The 15,879-nt window shown below is 69.4% G+C and carries 16 protein-coding genes; 10 read left to right on the forward strand and 6 right to left on the reverse strand.

What is annotated here, in order from left to right; translation table 11 throughout:
- Positions 1-7: 7 nt before the first annotated feature.
- From QTI17_RS00070 to QTI17_RS00085, 4 genes are read right to left on the reverse strand one after another with little or no spacing between them, the layout of a single operon-like run.
- On the reverse strand, positions 8-2,392 hold the full coding sequence (locus QTI17_RS00070) for a xanthine dehydrogenase family protein molybdopterin-binding subunit (RefSeq protein WP_286530186.1): 2,385 nt from the start codon (positions 2,390-2,392) through the stop codon (positions 8-10).
- Positions 2,393-2,394: 2 nt separating this feature from the next.
- Entirely contained in the window at positions 2,395-3,843 is a 1,449-nt protein-coding gene (locus QTI17_RS00075; RefSeq protein WP_286530187.1) for a TRAP transporter large permease, read from the reverse strand.
- 35 nt (positions 3,844-3,878) lie between these two features.
- Positions 3,879-4,406 (reverse strand): TRAP transporter small permease subunit, encoded by a 528-nt coding sequence (locus QTI17_RS00080; protein ID WP_286530189.1) that lies wholly within the window; start codon positions 4,404-4,406, stop codon positions 3,879-3,881.
- Positions 4,407-4,429: 23 nt separating this feature from the next.
- Positions 4,430-5,524 carry a TRAP transporter substrate-binding protein gene (locus QTI17_RS00085; protein ID WP_286530191.1) on the reverse strand — a complete coding sequence of 365 codons (1,095 nt, stop codon included), beginning with the start codon at positions 5,522-5,524 and terminating at the stop codon, positions 4,430-4,432.
- Between the two features lie 261 nt (positions 5,525-5,785).
- Between QTI17_RS00085 and QTI17_RS00090 the strand changes: the two genes are divergently transcribed.
- Genes QTI17_RS00090 through QTI17_RS00105 form a run of 4 tightly spaced genes read left to right on the forward strand, consistent with a single transcriptional unit; the run spans position 5,786 to position 9,227 of the window.
- Complete coding sequence (locus QTI17_RS00090) at positions 5,786-6,103, forward strand: non-heme iron oxygenase ferredoxin subunit (protein WP_286530193.1); 318 nt, start codon at positions 5,786-5,788, stop codon at positions 6,101-6,103.
- A gap of 10 nt (positions 6,104-6,113) precedes the next feature.
- Positions 6,114-7,394, forward strand: coding sequence for an NAD(P)/FAD-dependent oxidoreductase (locus QTI17_RS00095; protein WP_286530195.1), 1,281 nt, complete (start codon positions 6,114-6,116; stop codon positions 7,392-7,394).
- A 13-nt stretch (positions 7,395-7,407) separates the two neighbouring features.
- Positions 7,408-8,697, forward strand: coding sequence for an aromatic ring-hydroxylating dioxygenase subunit alpha (locus QTI17_RS00100; protein ID WP_286519510.1), 1,290 nt, complete (start codon positions 7,408-7,410; stop codon positions 8,695-8,697).
- Between the two features lie 5 nt (positions 8,698-8,702).
- Positions 8,703-9,227 (forward strand): aromatic-ring-hydroxylating dioxygenase subunit beta, encoded by a 525-nt coding sequence (locus QTI17_RS00105; protein ID WP_286530197.1) that lies wholly within the window; start codon positions 8,703-8,705, stop codon positions 9,225-9,227.
- 20 nt (positions 9,228-9,247) lie between these two features.
- Here QTI17_RS00105 and QTI17_RS00110 read toward each other — a convergent pair whose 3' ends face one another.
- Positions 9,248-9,721: a MarR family winged helix-turn-helix transcriptional regulator gene (locus tag QTI17_RS00110; protein ID WP_286519512.1), complete on the reverse strand. Its 474-nt coding sequence runs from the start codon at positions 9,719-9,721 to the stop codon at positions 9,248-9,250.
- A gap of 137 nt (positions 9,722-9,858) precedes the next feature.
- Between QTI17_RS00110 and QTI17_RS00115 the strand changes: the two genes are divergently transcribed.
- From QTI17_RS00115 to QTI17_RS00140, 6 genes are read left to right on the forward strand one after another with little or no spacing between them, the layout of a single operon-like run.
- A complete protein-coding gene (locus QTI17_RS00115) occupies positions 9,859-10,566 on the forward strand; it encodes a pirin family protein (RefSeq protein ID WP_286530198.1) in 708 nt (235 codons plus the stop codon).
- Between the two features lie 49 nt (positions 10,567-10,615).
- Positions 10,616-11,587, forward strand: a complete 972-nt coding sequence (locus QTI17_RS00120; protein ID WP_286530199.1) for an amidohydrolase family protein — start codon at positions 10,616-10,618, stop codon at positions 11,585-11,587.
- A 31-nt stretch (positions 11,588-11,618) separates the two neighbouring features.
- A complete protein-coding gene (locus QTI17_RS00125; RefSeq protein ID WP_286530200.1) occupies positions 11,619-12,371 on the forward strand; it encodes a maleate cis-trans isomerase family protein in 753 nt (250 codons plus the stop codon).
- A gap of 14 nt (positions 12,372-12,385) precedes the next feature.
- A complete protein-coding gene (locus QTI17_RS00130; RefSeq protein ID WP_286530201.1) occupies positions 12,386-13,207 on the forward strand; it encodes an alpha/beta fold hydrolase in 822 nt (273 codons plus the stop codon).
- A gap of 25 nt (positions 13,208-13,232) precedes the next feature.
- Positions 13,233-14,288: a 2,5-dihydroxypyridine 5,6-dioxygenase NicX family protein gene (locus tag QTI17_RS00135; protein WP_286530202.1), complete on the forward strand. Its 1,056-nt coding sequence runs from the start codon at positions 13,233-13,235 to the stop codon at positions 14,286-14,288.
- The gene (locus QTI17_RS00140) at positions 14,278-14,901 is read left to right on the forward strand and encodes an N-carbamoylsarcosine amidohydrolase (RefSeq protein WP_286530204.1); all 624 of its coding nucleotides are present in this window, start codon (positions 14,278-14,280) and stop codon (positions 14,899-14,901) included. Before QTI17_RS00135 ends, QTI17_RS00140 begins: the two co-directional genes overlap by 11 nt.
- Here QTI17_RS00140 and QTI17_RS00145 read toward each other — a convergent pair.
- Positions 14,898-15,800 carry a LysR substrate-binding domain-containing protein gene (locus tag QTI17_RS00145; RefSeq protein WP_286530205.1) on the reverse strand — a complete coding sequence of 301 codons (903 nt, stop codon included), beginning with the start codon at positions 15,798-15,800 and terminating at the stop codon, positions 14,898-14,900. The two genes, QTI17_RS00140 and QTI17_RS00145, sit on opposite strands and share 4 nt — an antisense overlap.
- Positions 15,801-15,879: the final 79 nt, after the last annotated feature.

Here is a 15,879-nt window from a genome sequence, read left to right on the forward strand (position 1 = left end):
GGGCTCCTCATGCGGCTTTCCGGTTGTCGACCACCTGCGCCGCCTCGATGGCCTCGAGCAGGCGGCGCGGGGTCAGGGGCGTGCGCGAGACTTCGGCGCCCAGCGGCCGCAGGGCGTCGTTGACCGCATTGAAGATGGCGGCCGGCGGCGCGATCGCCCCGCCCTCGCCCATGCCCTTGGCGCCGAACTCGGTGTGCGGCGACGGGGTCTCGAAATGGTGGATGCGCATGGCCGGCACCTCGGTCGCGCCCGGCAGCATGTAGTCGGCCAGGGTGGAGGCGAGCGGCTGGCCGTTGCGGTCGTAGGGCGTCTCCTCGTAGAGCGCGGTGCCGATGCCCTGCGCCACGCCGCCGTAGGTCTGGCCCTCGACCACCATCGGATTGATCATGGTGCCGCAGTCCTCGACGATCACGTAGTCGAGGATGTCCACATGGCCGGTCTCGGGGTCGACCGCCACCGTGACCGCATGGGTCGCATAGGTGAAGGCGCCGGTGTCGACCTTGGGCTTGAAGCCGGTCGTGACCTCGAGCCCGGCCGCATCGACGTCGGCCGGCAGGCGGTCGGGCCGGAGGTACCAGGCCTGCGCCACTTCGGCCACCGGCACGCTGCGGTCGCCCACGACGATGCGTCCGCCGGCAAGCACGGCGGCGTCTGGCGTGGCGCCCAGGAGGTGGGCGCCGATGTGCAGGATGCGAGGCGCCAGCGCCTTGCAGGCCCGCGCCACCGCACCGCCGGACATCACCAGCGAGCGCGACGCATAGGTGCCGGTGGAGAACGGCGTCTGCCCGGTGTCGCCGTGCACCAGCTTGATCAGGCCGATGTCGACGCCGAGGATCTCGTGCGCGATCTGCGCGAAGGTGGTCTCCATGCCCTGGCCATGCGAATGCACGCCGACGCGGATCTCGAGCCCGCCGTCGGGCGTCATCCGGACGGCGGCGGAATCGAAGCCCGGAATCACCGGCGTGCCCCAGGACGCGAACACCGACGTGCCGTGCGCCGACTGCTCGGTGTAGGTGGCGAAGCCGACACCGACCAGCCGGCCGTCGGTCCGTGCCTCGCCCTGGCGGCGGCGCACGGCTTCGACACCGATCATGTCGCGTGCCTTGACCAGGCTGGCCGGATAGTCGCCGCTGTCGAAATGCTTGTTGGCGACGTTGACATAGGGCATGGCCGAGGCGGGGACCAGGTTCTCGAGCCGGACCTCCCAGGGCTCGCGGCCCACCGCGCGCGCGATGGCGTCGAGCGTGAGTTCCATCGCGAAGCAGACGCCGGTGCGCGCCACGCCGCGGTAGGGCACGAAGCCCGGCTTGTTGGTGGCCACGCATTCGGTCACGCAGCGGTAGCCGCGGAAGGCGTAGGGGCCGGGCAGGTTGCCGACGGCCTGGCCCGGTTCCAGCCCGATCGTGAACGGCCAGACCGAGTAGGCGCCGCCGTCGATCGTGATCCGGGCGTCAAGCGCCAGCAGCCGGCCGCGGGCGTCCGCGTAGGCGGTCATCTGGTAGCTGTGCTCGCGCGTGTTGGCGCCAGCGATGAGGTGCTCGCGCCGGTCCTCGATGTAGCGGAAGGGCTTGCGATGGGTCTTGGCCAGCCATGCCACGCAGAGCTCTTCCTGCTGCAGCACGCACTTGTAGCCGAAGGCGCCGCCGACGTCGGGCGAGATCACGCGCACGCGGCCCTGGTCGAGCCCGAGACACTGGGCCAACACGGTGCGGATCATGTGCGGCACCTGGGTCGCACTGACCACCACCAGCTGGTCGGCCTGGTGGTCCCAGTAGGCGAGCACGGCCTTGCCTTCCATCGGCACCATGCACTGGCGCGCCAGCGAAACCTCGCGCCGCACCACCAGCGAAGCCTGGGCGGCGTGGGCCTCGAAGTCCTTGTCGGCGTGCAGCGTGACGAAGGTGTTGTCGCGCCATTGCGCGTGGATGCGCTCGCCGGTGGCGGCGCGCGAGGTCTCGGCGTCGGCGTACACGGGCAGCTCGTCGTATTCGAGCTCGACCTGCTCCGCCAGGTCTTCGGCCTCGGCGCGGGTGCGGGCGAAGACCATGGCCACCGGCTCGCCGACGAAGCGGACCTTGCCCGCCGCCAGCGGCGGCTGGGCCGAGGACTGGTAGGTCGGCAAGGTGGAGTCGGCCACGATGTCGAGCGCATCGGCCATGTCCTCGCGCAGCACGACGCGCTCGCTGCCCGTTGCGGGCCGCCGGGCCGAGACGATCCGGGCGTGCGCCAGCGGGCTGCGCAGGAAGGCGACCTCGCAGAGCTCGGGCAGGCTCATGTCGGCCACGAAATTGCCCTTGCCGTGCAGGTGGCGCGCGTCTTCCTTGCGCAGCACGCGGGCGCCGACGCCTTGCGCGTTCGGGTCGGCCGGAGGGTGGGAGTGCGGGGTCTGCATGCTCAGGGTTTCCTGCTGTCGAAGGGCGAAGGGGCATCGTCGCCCGGATAGGCCGAGCTGCTGCCATCGCCCGTGTGCGGCATCTCGATCTTGATCGTGTCGAGGTCGATTTTCGCCGCCTTGTGGACATTGCCGGTGACCATGCCCGGGAAGGCGATGACCAGGCCGACCATGGCCAGCTGGATCAGCACGAACGGGATCGCGCCGCGGTAGATGTCGCTGGTCGGCACCTCCTTGGGCGCCACCGAGCGCAGGTAGAACAGCGCGAAGCCGAACGGCGGATGCATGAAGGAGGTCTGCATGTTGACCGCCAGCAGCACGCCGAGCCAGATCAGGTCGATGCCCATCTTGTCGGCGACCGGCGCCAGCAGCGGCACGATGATGAAGGCCAGCTCGAAGAAGTCGAGGAAGAAGGCCAGCAGGAACACCATCAGGTTGACCACGATCAGGAAGCCGATCTGTCCGCCCGGCAGGTGCAGCAGCAGGTGCTCGACCCACAGGTCGCCGTCGACGCCGCGGAACACCAGGCCGAAGACGGTCGCGCCGACCAGGATGAAGATCGCGAAGCAGGTCAGCTTGGCGGTCTTGTCCATGGCCTGGCGCAGCAGCGGCAGCGAAAGCTTGCGCCGCGCGAGCGCCAGCAGCAGCGCCCCGGCGGCCCCCATGGCGCCGCCCTCGGTCGGCGTCGCGATGCCCAGGAAGATGGTGCCGAGCACCAGGAAGATCAGCACCAGCGGCGGCACCAGCGTCGTCAGCACCCGGAGCGCCAATGCGCCGCCGCGCAGCGTGCGCGCCTCGGGCGGCAAGGCGGGCGCCGCCTCCGGCTTGAACATCGAATAGACGAAGACGTAGACCGCGTACAGGCCGGTGAGCACCAGCCCCGGCACCAGCGCGCCGGCATACATGTCGCCGACCGACTTGCCCATCTGGTCGGCGAGCACGATCAGCACCAGCGACGGCGGGATGATCTGCGCCAGGGTGCCCGAGGCCGCGATCACGCCGCTGGCCAGCCGCTTGTCGTAGCCGTAGCGCAGCATGATCGGCAGCGAGATCAGGCCCATCGAGATCACCGAGGCGGCCACCACTCCGGTGGTGGCCGCGAGCAGGCCGCCGACGAAGATCACCGCGTAGGCCAGGCCGCCGCGCACCGGCCCGAACAGCTGCCCGATCGTTTCGAGCAAGTCCTCGGCCATGCCGCTGCGCTCGAGGATCAGCCCCATGAGGGTGAAGAACGGGATCGCCAGCAGCGTCTCGTTGAACATGATGCCGAAGACGCGCTCGGGCAGGGCCTGGAACAGCGAGGGCTCGATCAGTCCGAGCGCGATGCCGACGAGGCCGAAGATCAGGCCGTTGGCGCCGACGGCGAAGGCCACCGGGTAGCCGATCAGCAGCAGCAGCACCAGGCACGCGAACATGATCGGCGCCATGTAGGTGGTCAGGAATTCAATCATCGTGGACTTCGGAGGGGTCGGGGGGCGCGGCCGTCTCAGGCGGCCGTCGGGGCGCTGCGGTCGAGGCCGCGCAGCTCGGCCACGTCCTTGATCAGCTCGGAGGCGCCCTGCAGCAGCAGCAGCCCGAAACCGACCGGGATCAGCAGCTTCACGGGCCAGCGGATCAGGCCGCCGGCGTTGGAGGAGACCTCGCCGCTGGTGTAAGCGTCGACGAACGGCGCCCACGAGAGCACCAGGATCAGCAAGGTCACCGGCGCCAGGAAGAACAAGGTGCCGAAGATCTCGACCCACAGCTGCTGGCGCCGCGAGAGCCGCGAATGGATCAGGTCCACCCGCACGTGCTCCTTGTTCAGCAGCGTGTAGCCGGCGCAGAGCAGGAACACCGCCGCGAACAGGTACCACTGGATCTCCAGCAGCGAGTTGGAGCTCATGTTGAAAGCCTTGCGGACCACCGCGTTGCCGCTGCTGACCAGCACCGCGATCAGGATGAGCCAATACGAGGCCTTGCCGACGGCCGTGTTGAGGGCGTCGATCAGGCGCGAAGCGCGCAGCAGCGAGTTCATGACGATGGTCCCCTCGGCCTCGCTCAGGCCTTGTTCTTCGCCAGCTCGGCGAAGGTGAAGTTGTCGAGCGCGTTCTCGGCCACGCGGAACCAGCTCGCCTGGTTCTGGCGGAACTGCTGCCACTTGGGATAGATCGCCTTGAACTCGGGGTTCTTCGCCGACAGCTCGCCCCACAGCTCATCCGAGGCCTTGAAGGCGGCGACCATGACGTCGCGCGGGAAGTACGACAGCTTGGCGCCCTGCCCGATCAGCTTCTTGAGCGCCTCGGGATTGCGGGCGTCGTAGTCGGCCAGCATCTTCAGGGTCTCTTCCGAGCAGGCGCACTCGAAGGCCGCCTTGTATGACGCAGGCAGCGCGGCCCAGGCCTTTTCGTTGACCATCGAGGTGATCGAGGCGCTGCCCTCCCACCAGCCCGGGGCGTAGTAGTGCTGCGCCACGCGCTGCAGGCCGAGCTTCTCGTCGTCGTAGGGACCGATCCATTCGGCGGCATCGATGGTGCCCTTCTCGAGCGCCGAGTAGATGTCCGACGCCGGGATCTGCTGCGGCACCGTGCCCAGCTTCTCGAGCACCATGCCGCCGATGCCGCCGATGCGCATCTTGAGCCCCTGCAGGTCGGCCACCGACTTGATCTCCTTGCGGTAGAAGCCGCCCATCTGCACGCCGACGTTGCCGCTGACGTGGTTGACGATGCCGTACTTCTTGTACATCGCGCGGACCAGCGCCATGCCGCCGCCGAACTGCATCCAGGCGTTGTGCTGGCGGGCGTTGAGGCCGAAGGCCAGGCCGGTGTCGAAGGCGATCGCGGTGTCCTTGCCGATGAAGGCCGACGCGAGCACGTGGTTGCACTCGATGGTGCCGTTGCTCACCGCCTCCATGTTCTGCGCCGGCGGAACGATCTCGCCGCCCGCGAACGGGCGGATCTCGAAGCGGCCCTCGGTGAGTTCGGCGACCCGCTTGCACAAGCGGTCGGCCGAGCCATAGATGGTGTCCAGGCTCTTGGGCCAGCTGGTGGACATGCGCCACTTGACGGTCGGGGCGGTCTGGGCGAGGGCGGGGACTGCCAGCGTGGCGAGGCCCGCCAGGGCTCCGGTCTTCTCGAAAAAGCGACGTCTTTGCATGAATGACTCCTGGGGTGTGGGGCGAATAATTGTCAGTATGCTGACTTGATTATTTCGTGTCAACGACATTTTCTTCGTGTTTTCCCGTGCACCAGGATCTGGTCTTCCAGGGCTGGTTTCGGTGCATGTTCACAGGCGATTGCACTGAATAAGTGCAAACCCTGGTCGCCCGACACGAAACTCAAAACCGCTTGCGCCCCTCTTATTTTGTTCAGTACACTGACGATATCAACTCAGTGTACGTTTCAAAGGACGCCCACCATGGCCTGGACCCGAATCGCTGCCGCGAACCAGTTGCAAGACGACGAAGTCATGCCGATCGCGCTTGGAGACACCCAGCTCGCGCTGTTCCGCAGTGCCGGCGAATTCCACGTGACGGACAACGTCTGCACCCACCAGTACGCGCTGCTGTCCGATGGCTACGTCGAAGACGGCTGCGTCGAATGCCCGCTGCACCAGGCGCGCTTCGACCTGCGCACAGGCGAAGCCCTGTGCGCACCCGCGACCCGGGCGATCCGGGTCTATCCGGTGCGGGTCGAGGACGGCGATGTCCTGGTCGATGTCCTGGTCGATGCCTGAGCGCGCCGCCATGACCGCCGCCGCGCCCTTCCTGATCGTCGGTGCGGGCCAGGCCGGCGCGACCGCCGCCGCCGCCCTGCGGAGCCTGGGCCACGCCGGGCGCATCGTGCTCGCCGGCGACGAGGCATCGCTGCCCTACGAGCGGCCGCCGCTCACCAAGGCGGTCCTGGCCGATGCCGGCATGGACGGGCGCATCGGCATCCACCCCGCGGGCTTCCATGATGCGCAGGCGATCGAGCTTCGGCTCGGCGCCGGCGTCGTGGCGATCGATGCCGCCCGCCGACTGGCGCGCTTCGGCGACGGCAGCGAGCTGGCCTTCGGCCGCTGCCTGATCGCGACCGGCGGGCGGGCCCGCACCCTGCCCTCGCTGCCGCCCGGCACGCCGCATGTCCACCATGTGCGCACGCTGGCCGACGCCCAGGCGCTGCGCGCCGCGATGGCCGGCCTGCGGTCGCTGTGCGTGCTCGGCGGCGGCTTCCTCGGACTCGAAGTGGCGGCCACGGCGCGCGCGGCGGGGCTCGCGGTGAGCGTCATCGAGGCCGCGCCGCGGCTGTTGTCGCGCGCGGTGCCGCCCGAGTTCTCGGCCTGGCTCGCCGGGCGTGCGGCGGCCGCGGGCGTCGCGCTCCGGCTCGGGCGCAGCTGCACCTCGATCGAACCGAAGGCCGACGGCGTCGCGCTGGCGCTCGACGACGGCAGCACCCTCCATGCCCCGCTGCTGGTGGTGGCGATCGGCCAGACGCCCGAGGTCGCGCTGGCCCGCGACTGCGGCCTGGCCCTGCATCCGCACAACGGCGGCATCCGCATCGATGCGCAGTGCCGCACCAGTGCGCCGGACATCTACGCCGCCGGCGACTGCGCCAGCCAGGTCCAGCCGCTGGCCGGCGAGGAACTGCGGCTCGAATCCTGGCAGAGCGCCAACGAGCAGGCGCGCATCGCCGCCGCCGCGATGCTCGGCGTGCCGACCGAGGCCGCCGCCACGCCCTGGTTCTGGAGCGACCAGTTCGGCTGCAACATCCAGATGCTCGGGCTGCCCGGCGCGGCCACCACCTACCACCTGCGCGGCGAGGCCGCGATCGACGGCACACCGAGATTCATGCTGCTCGGCCTCGATGCCGATCACTGCCTCGGGTACGCGATCGCGGTCAACGCCGGCGGCGACCTGCGGCCCCTGCGCGCGCTGGTCGGGCAGCGCATCCCCTGCGACCCCGCGCAATTGCGCGACGTCTCGATCCCCCCGCGGCAACTGGTGCGCAACGCACTGTCCGCCGCGGCCAGCCCTTCACTTTCCTGACTGGACCCCCGCCATGCACAGCACCCACGCGGTCATCAACCGCACCCCGAAGGCCAAGGACGCCGAACTCGCCGCCTGCAAGTGGCCCGAGGACGCGGCGCATTTCATCCCCGACTGGGTCTACACCAGCGAAGCCGTGTACGACCAGGAGATGGACAAGATCTTCCGCGGCCGCTCCTGGAACTTCGTCGCCCTCGAGGCCGAGGTGCCGAACACCGGCGATTTCAAGCGCTCCTACGTGGGCGCGACGCCGGTCGTGGTGTCGCGCGCCGCCGACGGTTCGATCAACGTGTTCGAGAACCGCTGCGCCCACCGAGGCGCCGAGTTCTGCCGCCACAGCCAGGGCAACGCGACCGAGTTCGTGTGCCCGTACCACCAGTGGTCCTACGACCTCAAGGGCAACCTGCAGGGCGTGCCCTTCAAGCGCGGCGTGAACCGCGAAGGCGGCATGCCGAAGGACTTCCGCAACGAGGACCACGGACTGCGCAAGCTGCACGTCGCGACCCGCAACGGCGTCGTCTTCGCCTCGTATGCGGCGGACATGGAATCGCTCGAGGACTACATGACGCCGGAGATCCTGAAGGACTTCGACGTGGTCTTCAACGGCAAGCGCCTGAAGGTGCACGGCTACTACAAGAACGAGTTGCCCTGCAACTGGAAGATGTACCACGAGAACCTCAAGGACCCCTACCACGCGACCCTGCTGCATTCCTTCCTGGTCGTCTTCGGGCTGCTGGTGGCGGGCAACGACGCCGCGATGATCGCCGACCCGGTGCACGGCCGCCACGGCACCATGGCCTCGGCCAAGAAAGAAGACAAGTACGCCGCGGTCAGCGACGAGAACAAGAAGGAGATGCGCTCCTACCACGAGGGCATGCGCCTGCAGGACGAGCGCTTCCTCGACTTCGTCAAGGAGTTCGACTCGCCCTGGTCGGTGACCATGCAGACCATCTGGCCCAACCTGATCGTGCAGCGCGAGATGAACACGCTGGGCGTGCGCCAGATCGTGCCCAACGGCCCCAACAGCATGCTGATGCTGTGGACCATGTTCGGCTACGAGGACGACACCGAGGAGATGACCCAGCACCGCCTGCGCCAGGGCAACCTGATGGGCCCGGCCGGCTTCCTCGGCCTCGAGGACAACGAGGCGATGAAGTTCGTGCAGGAAGGCGTGCGCCGCTCCAGCACCGACACCAACGTGCTCAAGCTCGATGCCGGCAACGTCGGCACCTCGAGTTCGCTGATCTCCGAAGCCGCGATCCGCGCCATGTACGGCTACTACCGCGAAGTGATGGGGTTCTGAACGCCATGAAAGCCACCACCCAAAGCCTCTTTCGCCCGCGCGACATCGCCCCCGCACGCGCCGCCGCGCTGCGCCACGAGATCGAAGACTTCAACGCCGACTACTGCGCCGTGCTCGACGCCGGCCAGGTCGAGGCCTGGCCCGGGTTCTTCGCCGCCGACGGCATCTACCGCGTGACCGCGCGCGAGAACGCCGAGCTCGGCATGCCGGTCGGCCTGGTGTATGCCCAGGGCCGCGGCATGATGCACGACCGCGCGGTGGCGATCGCCAAGACGCAGATGTTCGCGCCGCGCTACAACCTGCACCTGGTGACCAACACCCGCGTCAGCCGCGAATCGGTCGACGGCGAGGTCGAGGCGCAGGCCAACTTCCTGCTGCTGCAGACCCTGGTCGAGGGCCCGAGCACGGTGCACATGGCCGGCACCTACTACGACCGCTTCGTGCGCATCGAAGGCCGCCTGCTGCTCAAGGAGCGCCAGGCCATCTACGACACCACGATCATCGCCAACGACCTGGTCTACCCGCTGTGAACGGCCCGGCTCGCATGCCCTCAGATGGCGCGAAGCACCGTGCGGCTGTACTGGTTGTTGGCCTCGACCAGGATCTTCATGAGGTCCATCAGCATCGTGCGCTCGGCCGGACGCAAGGGCGCCAGCAGGCGCTCCTGGGCGCGGGCCATGTCGCCGCGCAGCGCGTCCACCACCGTCTGCCCTTCGGCGGTCAGGCGCACGTGGCGCGTGCGCTTGTCGGAGGGATTCGGCCGCCGCTCGACGAGGCCGCGGTCCTCGAGCCGCTTGACGACGTCGGCGGTGGTCGTGCGGTCGAGCCCGACCTCCTGGCCGAGCGAGGTCTGGTCGAGGTCGGGCAGCACCGAGACCGCCGTGAGGATCGCGTACTGCACCGGCGTCACGTTCTGCGACTTGCACTCCTCGAAGAACATCGCGACGTGGATCTGGTGCAGCCGGCGCACCAGGAAGCCCGGCCGCGCAAAGAGCAGTTCCTTGGCGGGATCGACCGTGGTCATGGGGGTTTCGAGGTCTTCGAGCGCGGGCTCCTGACCGGACTGACGCTTCTTCGACGGCACCTGGGCTCCCCGTTTGTTAGCACACTGAGAATTGTATAGACGCCGTGCAACCGACACCACGTCCGCAGACCCGAAGCTTGAGCGAGCGCAATGTCCGCCGTGCCCATCAGCGCGGCGCGATGGAGAACGACTGGCTGCAGGCGCGCTTCAGCTTCAGCTTCGGCGACTACCAGGATCCGAACCACACGCACTGGGGCTCGCTGCGAGCGCTCAACGAGGACCAGGTCGCCGCCGGCAAGGGCTTCGCATGGCACGGGCATCGCGACATCGAGTCGCTGACCTATCCGATCGAAGGCCGCATCCATCACACCGACAGCCTGGGCAACGACTATGTCTTCGGCCCGGGCGAACTGCACCGCATGACGGCCGGCAGCGGCATCGAACACGCCGAGATGAACGCCTCGGCCGTCGCGCCCGAGCGGCACCTGCAGATCTGGCTCTACCCGCAGACCCGCGGGCTCGCGCCCGGCTGCGAGCTGGTGCGCATCGACGCCGCGGGCGCGCGCGACGGCTGGCGGCTGATCGCGTCGCCCGACGGGCGCGACGGCTCGGCGACCGTGCGGCAGCGGGCGTTCCTGTTCGTCGGCCGGCCGGCGCTCGGCGGCGCATTGGGCTTCAGCCTCGAGGCGCACCGGCTCGGCTACCTGCACGTGGTGGCCGGCGCGGTCGCGGTCGCGCCGGGCCTGCAACTGCGCAGCGGCGACGGCCTGCGCTTCACCCACCACGAAACGCTGGCGCTGGTCGCCGAGGCCGAAGGCAGCGAGCTGCTGCTCTTCGACCTCTAGCCCGGCCAGCCCGCCCTTCCCTTCCACACCCCACCAGGAGAACCCCAGGATGACCCGAATTCGCAAGATCGCGCTCGAAGAGCATTTCATGGCGCCCGGCTTCGAACGCTACTCGAAGTCCTTCCTGCAGCACATCGACCGGGCGGTCTACGCCGAGCTCGCGCGCCGGCTGGCCGACTTCGACGAGATCCGCCTCGGCGAGATGGACCGGGCCGGCATCGCGGTGACCGTGCTGTCGCAGACCGGCCCCGGCGTGCAGGGCGAGGCCAGCACCTCGCTCGCCATCGGCAGCGCGCAGGAGAACAACGACTTCCTCGCGCAGCAGGTCGCGCGCCACCCGACCCGCTATGCGGGCTTCGCCGCGCTGCCGATGCAGGATCCGAAGGCCGCCGCCACGGAGCTGACGCGCGCGGTGCGGCAGCTCGGGTTCAAGGGCGCGCTCGTCAACGGCCACACCCGGGGCCGCTACTACGACGACCGCGCCTACGACGAAGTGTGGGACCGCCTGCAGGCCCTCGACGTGCCGCTGTACCTGCACCCGATCGACTTCCCGTCAGCGCCGGTCTCGTTCGAAGGCCATGCCGAGCTGAACGGCGCCACCTGGGGCTGGGGCGTCGAGACCGCGACCCATGCGCTGCGCCTGCTCTTCGGCGGCGTCTTCGACCGCTTCCCGCGGCTCAAGCTGATCCTCGGCCACATGGGCGAGGGCCTGCCGTTCCAGCGCTGGCGCTTCGACAGCCGCTTCGCCGCCTATCCGCACGGCCTCACGCTGCAGCGCGCGCCGTCCGAGTACATCGGCCGCAACATCGTGATCACCACCTCCGGCGTCTGCTCGCCCGCCGCACTGGCGGGCGCCATCGCCGAGATGGGCGCCGAGGCCGTGATGTTCTCGGTCGACTATCCCTACGAGTCGACCGCGGTCGCCGCCGACTTCATCGAGGCGGCGCCGCTGGACGAGCGCACCCGCGCGCTGGTCTGCCACGGCAACGCCGAACGCCTGCTCAAGCTCGACCTGGCCTGAGCGCCTTTCCCTTCAATCACCGGAGAACCCCATGACCCGCAGCTACCGCATCGGCCAGATCGTGCCGAGCTCGAACACCACGATGGAGACCGAGATCCCGGCCATGCTCATGGCCCGCCAGGCGGTCCGCCCCGAGCGCTTCACCTTCCACTCCAGTCGCATGCGCATGAAGACGGTCAAGAAGGACGAGCTCGCCGCGATGGACGCCGAATCCGACCGCTGCGCGCTGGAGCTCAGCGATGCGCGCGTCGATGTCCTGGGCTATGCCTGCCTGGTGGCGATCATGTCGATGGGCCACGGCTACCACCGCAGCTCGCAGGCCCGCCTGCATGCCCGCACCGCCGACAACGGCGGCGCCGCGCCGGTGGTCACCAGCGCCGGCGCGCTGGTCGACGCGCTCAAGGTGATGGGCGCCAAACGAATCGCGCTGGTGGCACCCTACATGAAGCCGCTGACCGAACTGGTGGTCGACTACATCCGCCACGAGGACATCGAAGTCAGCGACTGGCGCGCGCTCGAGATCCCCGACAACCTCGAGGTCGGCCGCCACGACCCGGCCCTGCTGCCCGCGATCGTCGCCGGCATGGACACCCGCGGCGTCGATGCGATCGTGCTGTCGGCCTGCGTCCAGATGCCCTCGCTGCCCTCGGTCGCCAAGGTCGAGGCGATGACCGGCAAGCCGGTGGTCACGGCGGCGATCGCCACCACCTACGCGATGCTGAAGGCGCTGGACCTCGAACCGGTGGTGCCGGGTGCCGGTGCGCTGCTTTCGGGCGCCTGGTGAGCCGGAGCACGCCCATGCGCAGCACCTTCCTTCACGGCGCGAACCTGCGCGCCAACGGCATCCGCCAGCACTACCTCCGCTACGGCGGCCAGGGCCGCCCCGTGGTCATCGTGCCGGGCATCACCAGCCCGGCCATCACGTGGGGCTTCGTGGCCGAGCAGTTCGGCCGCCACTTCGACACCTATGTGCTCGACGTCCGCGGCCGCGGCCTCTCGGAGTCGTCCGCCGCGCTCGACTACGGCCTCGACGCCTGCGCCCGCGACGTCGGCGCCTTCGCCGAGGCGCTCGGCCTGCGCGACTATGCGCTGGTCGGCCATTCGATGGGCGCGCGCATCGGCATCCGGACCGCGCGCCTGTGCCCCGCGGGGCTCGAGCGGCTGGTGCTGATCGACCCGCCGGTTTCCGGTCCCGGCCGCCGCGCCTACCCGGCCAACCTGCCCTGGTACATCGACTCGATCCGCCTGATGCGCGACGGCGCCGGCTTCGAGGCGCTGCGCGCCTTCTCGCCGACCTGGACCGAGGCCCAGCTGCGGCTGCGCGCCGAATGGCTCCACACCTGCGACGAGCGTGCGATCGTCGCCGCCTACGAGGGCTTCCACCAGGACGACATCCACGCCGACCTGCCGCACATCGAAGTGCCGGCCCTGCTGATGGTCGCCGGCCGCGGCGACGTGATCCGGCCCGAGGACCAGGACGAGCTCCGGCGCCTGATGCCGGCGCTGCGGGTGGCCCAGGTGCCTGGCGCCGGCCACATGATCCCGTGGGACGACGAGCCCGGCTTCTACCGCGCCTTCGGCGACTTCCTCGGCCAGCCGCTGGCCGCGGCTTCGGACTGACCCCCAACCCGGAAAGGAGCATGCAATGCCCGTCAGCGACCACCAGATGATCGAGGCCTGGAAACAGGTGCTCACCCTCAGCAAGCTGCAGGCCGGCCAGAGCGTCACCGTGCTGACCAGCGCCGCCACGCACCCGCAGACCCTGCAGTGCGCGCTGATCGGCTCGCAGGCGATGGGCGCGATCGTCAATCGGCTGGACCTGCCGCCGGTCAACGCCGAGAAGGCCCTGAGCCGCGACAGCCTGGCCTATCTCGGCACCACGCCGCTGACCGGCAACCCGGCAGCCATCGCGGCCCTCAAGGCCAGCGACCTGGTGCTCGACCTGATGACGCTGCTGTTCTCGCCCGAGCAGCACGAGATCCTGGCGTCCGGCACCCGGATCCTGCTGGCGGTCGAGCCGCCCGAGGTGCTGGTGCGCATGGTGCCGACCCTGGCCGACCGCACCCGCGTCAAGGCCGCCGCGGCGCGCATCGGCGCCGCGCGCGAGATGCACGTGGTGTCGGCCGCCGGCACCGACCTGCGCTGCAAGCTGGGCCAGTACCCGGCGATCAGCGAGTACGGATTCGTCGACGAGCCCGGGCGCTGGGACCACTGGCCGAGCGGCTTCGCGCTGACCTGGCCCGACGAGGGCGGCGCCAGTGGCCGCATCGTGATCGACCGCGGCGACATCCTGCTGCCGCAGAAGGCCTATGCGTCGGACCGCATCGTGCTCACGGTGGACAACGGCTACGCGGTGAAGATCGAGGGCGGCGTCGATGCCGAACTGCTCGAGGACTACATGGCATCGTTCCGCGATCCCGAGGCCTATGCGATCTCCCACATCGGCTGGGGACTGCAGCCGCGCGCGCGCTGGTCGACCCTGGGCCTGTACGACCGCGAAGCGACGATCGGCATGGACGCCCGTGCCTACGAGGGCAACTTCCTGTTCTCGCTCGGCCCCAACAACGAGGCCGGCGGCAGCCGCGACACGGCCTGCCACATCGACATCCCCTTGCGCAAGTGCACGGTGCGCCTCGATGGGGTGGACATGGTCCGCGACGGCCAGGTCCTGGACGGCCGGGAGAACCACGATGCATGCTGAGATCGAGACCTACGAACGCCAGGGCTTCGGCAGCACGCTGCCGCTGCGCGCCCCGGTCGGCCTGCTGATCGTCGACTTCGTCAACGGCTTCGCCGACCCGGCGGTGTTCGGCGGCGGCAACATCCCCCAGGCCATCGCGCGCACGGTGCCGCTGCTGGCCGCTGCGCGCGCGCGCGGCTGGGCCATCGCCCACAGCCGGATCGTCTACGCCGACGATGGCGCCGACCACAACATCTTCTCGCTCAAGGTGCCGGGCATGCTCGGCCTCAAGGAGCGCGATGCGAACAGCGCGATCGTGCCCGAACTCGCGCCGCAGGCGGGCGAGCTGGTGGTGCGCAAGACCGTGCCCTCGGCCTTCTTCGGCACCTCGCTGGCCGCCTGGCTGAGCCAGCGCGGCGTGCAGACGCTGGTGGTCGCGGGTGCGGTGACCAGCGGCTGCGTGCGCGCCAGCGTGGTCGACGCGATGTCGCACGGCTTCCGGCCGCTGGTGGTCTCCGATTGCGTCGGCGACCGGGCGCTCGGGCCGCACGAGGCGAGTCTGTTCGACATGGGGCAGAAGTACGCCGCGGTGATGGCGCGCGACGCCGCGCTGGAGGCGCTGGACGGGATCTAGAGACCGGACAGCAGGCCCGAGGCCAGCAGCCGCACGCGCGAAGCGACGAGCCGGGCGCCTTCCGACAGCGGCCGCTGCCGCGTCAGGCTCAGCGCGATCGTCCGCCGGATGCCCGGGCTCGTCACGCGACAGGCCGACAGCAGGCCCAGTTCGATCTCCTGCGTCACCGCGGTGATGGGCAGCAGCGTGAACGCGTGTCCGCTCGCTGCGACGTCCTTCATTGCCGTGGCGGTGTCGACATCCATGACGATGTCGAGCGCGACGTTGTGGCGCCGCGAGAGCACGTCCAGCGTGGTTCTCAGTCCGTTCGGCGCCGCGGGCAACACCAGCGGGAGGCCGCCCAGGGCGCGAAACGGAACCGTCCTGGCTTGAAGTTCGGGCCGGCCCGTCTTGCCGATCAGGAAGGTCTCGACCTTGCCGAGCACGTCCTCGCCGCGCAGCGCCGACGAGCCATAGCGATTCACCACGATCATGTCGAGCCGGCCGGATGCGAGCTGCTCGTCGAGCGTGCCGCTGAAACCCTCCATCACGTGCAGGTGCAGCGCCGGCGCCCGTTCGCGCACGTCGGCCAGCAGCATCGGCAGCAACTGGCGCGACAAGGACGGCAACACGCCCACGTGCACCGTGCCGGTCAGCACGCCGGCCGCCTCGGTGGCCGCGGCGTCGAGTTGGCGCACCTGCTCGACAACGCGCTGCACCTCCGGATAGATGCGCCGGCCGAAGTCGGACAGCGCCATGCCGCGACCGGTGCGGTCGAACAGCCGCCGCCCCCACTCCGCTTCGAGCATGGCGATCTGCCGGCTCACCAGCGACTGGGCCATGTCCGAAGCGAGCGCCGCCCGCGACAGCGATTTCATGTCTGCAACCCGCAGGAAGGTGTCCAGTTGCTTGAGCTTCATGACTTCACTTTAATGGAAATCAGAAATCCATAACTTGCCCTTTCTGGAACTCACGGCGCGGCCTAACCTCGGGCTGCAC

The organism is Variovorax sp. J31P179, assembly GCF_030316985.1.
GTDB lineage: Bacteria > Pseudomonadota > Gammaproteobacteria > Burkholderiales > Burkholderiaceae_C > Variovorax > Variovorax ginsengisoli_B.

Coding starts and splice junctions, on each gene's coding strand:
- QTI17_RS00105 (WP_286530197.1), top strand. CDS start 8,703: ATGAAAGCCACCACCCAAAGCCTCTTTCGCCCGCGCGACATCGCCCCC.
- QTI17_RS00130 (WP_286530201.1), top strand. CDS start 12,386: ATGCGCAGCACCTTCCTTCACGGCGCGAACCTGCGCGCCAACGGCATC.
- QTI17_RS00120 (WP_286530199.1), top strand. CDS start 10,616: ATGACCCGAATTCGCAAGATCGCGCTCGAAGAGCATTTCATGGCGCCC.
- QTI17_RS00110 (WP_286519512.1), bottom strand. CDS start 9,721: ATGACCACGGTCGATCCCGCCAAGGAACTGCTCTTTGCGCGGCCGGGC.
- QTI17_RS00085 (WP_286530191.1), bottom strand. CDS start 5,524: ATGCAAAGACGTCGCTTTTTCGAGAAGACCGGAGCCCTGGCGGGCCTC.
- QTI17_RS00145 (WP_286530205.1), bottom strand. CDS start 15,800: ATGAAGCTCAAGCAACTGGACACCTTCCTGCGGGTTGCAGACATGAAA.
- QTI17_RS00090 (WP_286530193.1), top strand. CDS start 5,786: ATGGCCTGGACCCGAATCGCTGCCGCGAACCAGTTGCAAGACGACGAA.
- QTI17_RS00140 (WP_286530204.1), top strand. CDS start 14,278: ATGCATGCTGAGATCGAGACCTACGAACGCCAGGGCTTCGGCAGCACG.
- QTI17_RS00080 (WP_286530189.1), bottom strand. CDS start 4,406: ATGAACTCGCTGCTGCGCGCTTCGCGCCTGATCGACGCCCTCAACACG.
- QTI17_RS00100 (WP_286519510.1), top strand. CDS start 7,408: ATGCACAGCACCCACGCGGTCATCAACCGCACCCCGAAGGCCAAGGAC.
- QTI17_RS00070 (WP_286530186.1), bottom strand. CDS start 2,392: ATGCAGACCCCGCACTCCCACCCTCCGGCCGACCCGAACGCGCAAGGC.
- QTI17_RS00075 (WP_286530187.1), bottom strand. CDS start 3,843: ATGATTGAATTCCTGACCACCTACATGGCGCCGATCATGTTCGCGTGC.
- QTI17_RS00095 (WP_286530195.1), top strand. CDS start 6,114: ATGACCGCCGCCGCGCCCTTCCTGATCGTCGGTGCGGGCCAGGCCGGC.
- QTI17_RS00125 (WP_286530200.1), top strand. CDS start 11,619: ATGACCCGCAGCTACCGCATCGGCCAGATCGTGCCGAGCTCGAACACC.
- QTI17_RS00135 (WP_286530202.1), top strand. CDS start 13,233: ATGCCCGTCAGCGACCACCAGATGATCGAGGCCTGGAAACAGGTGCTC.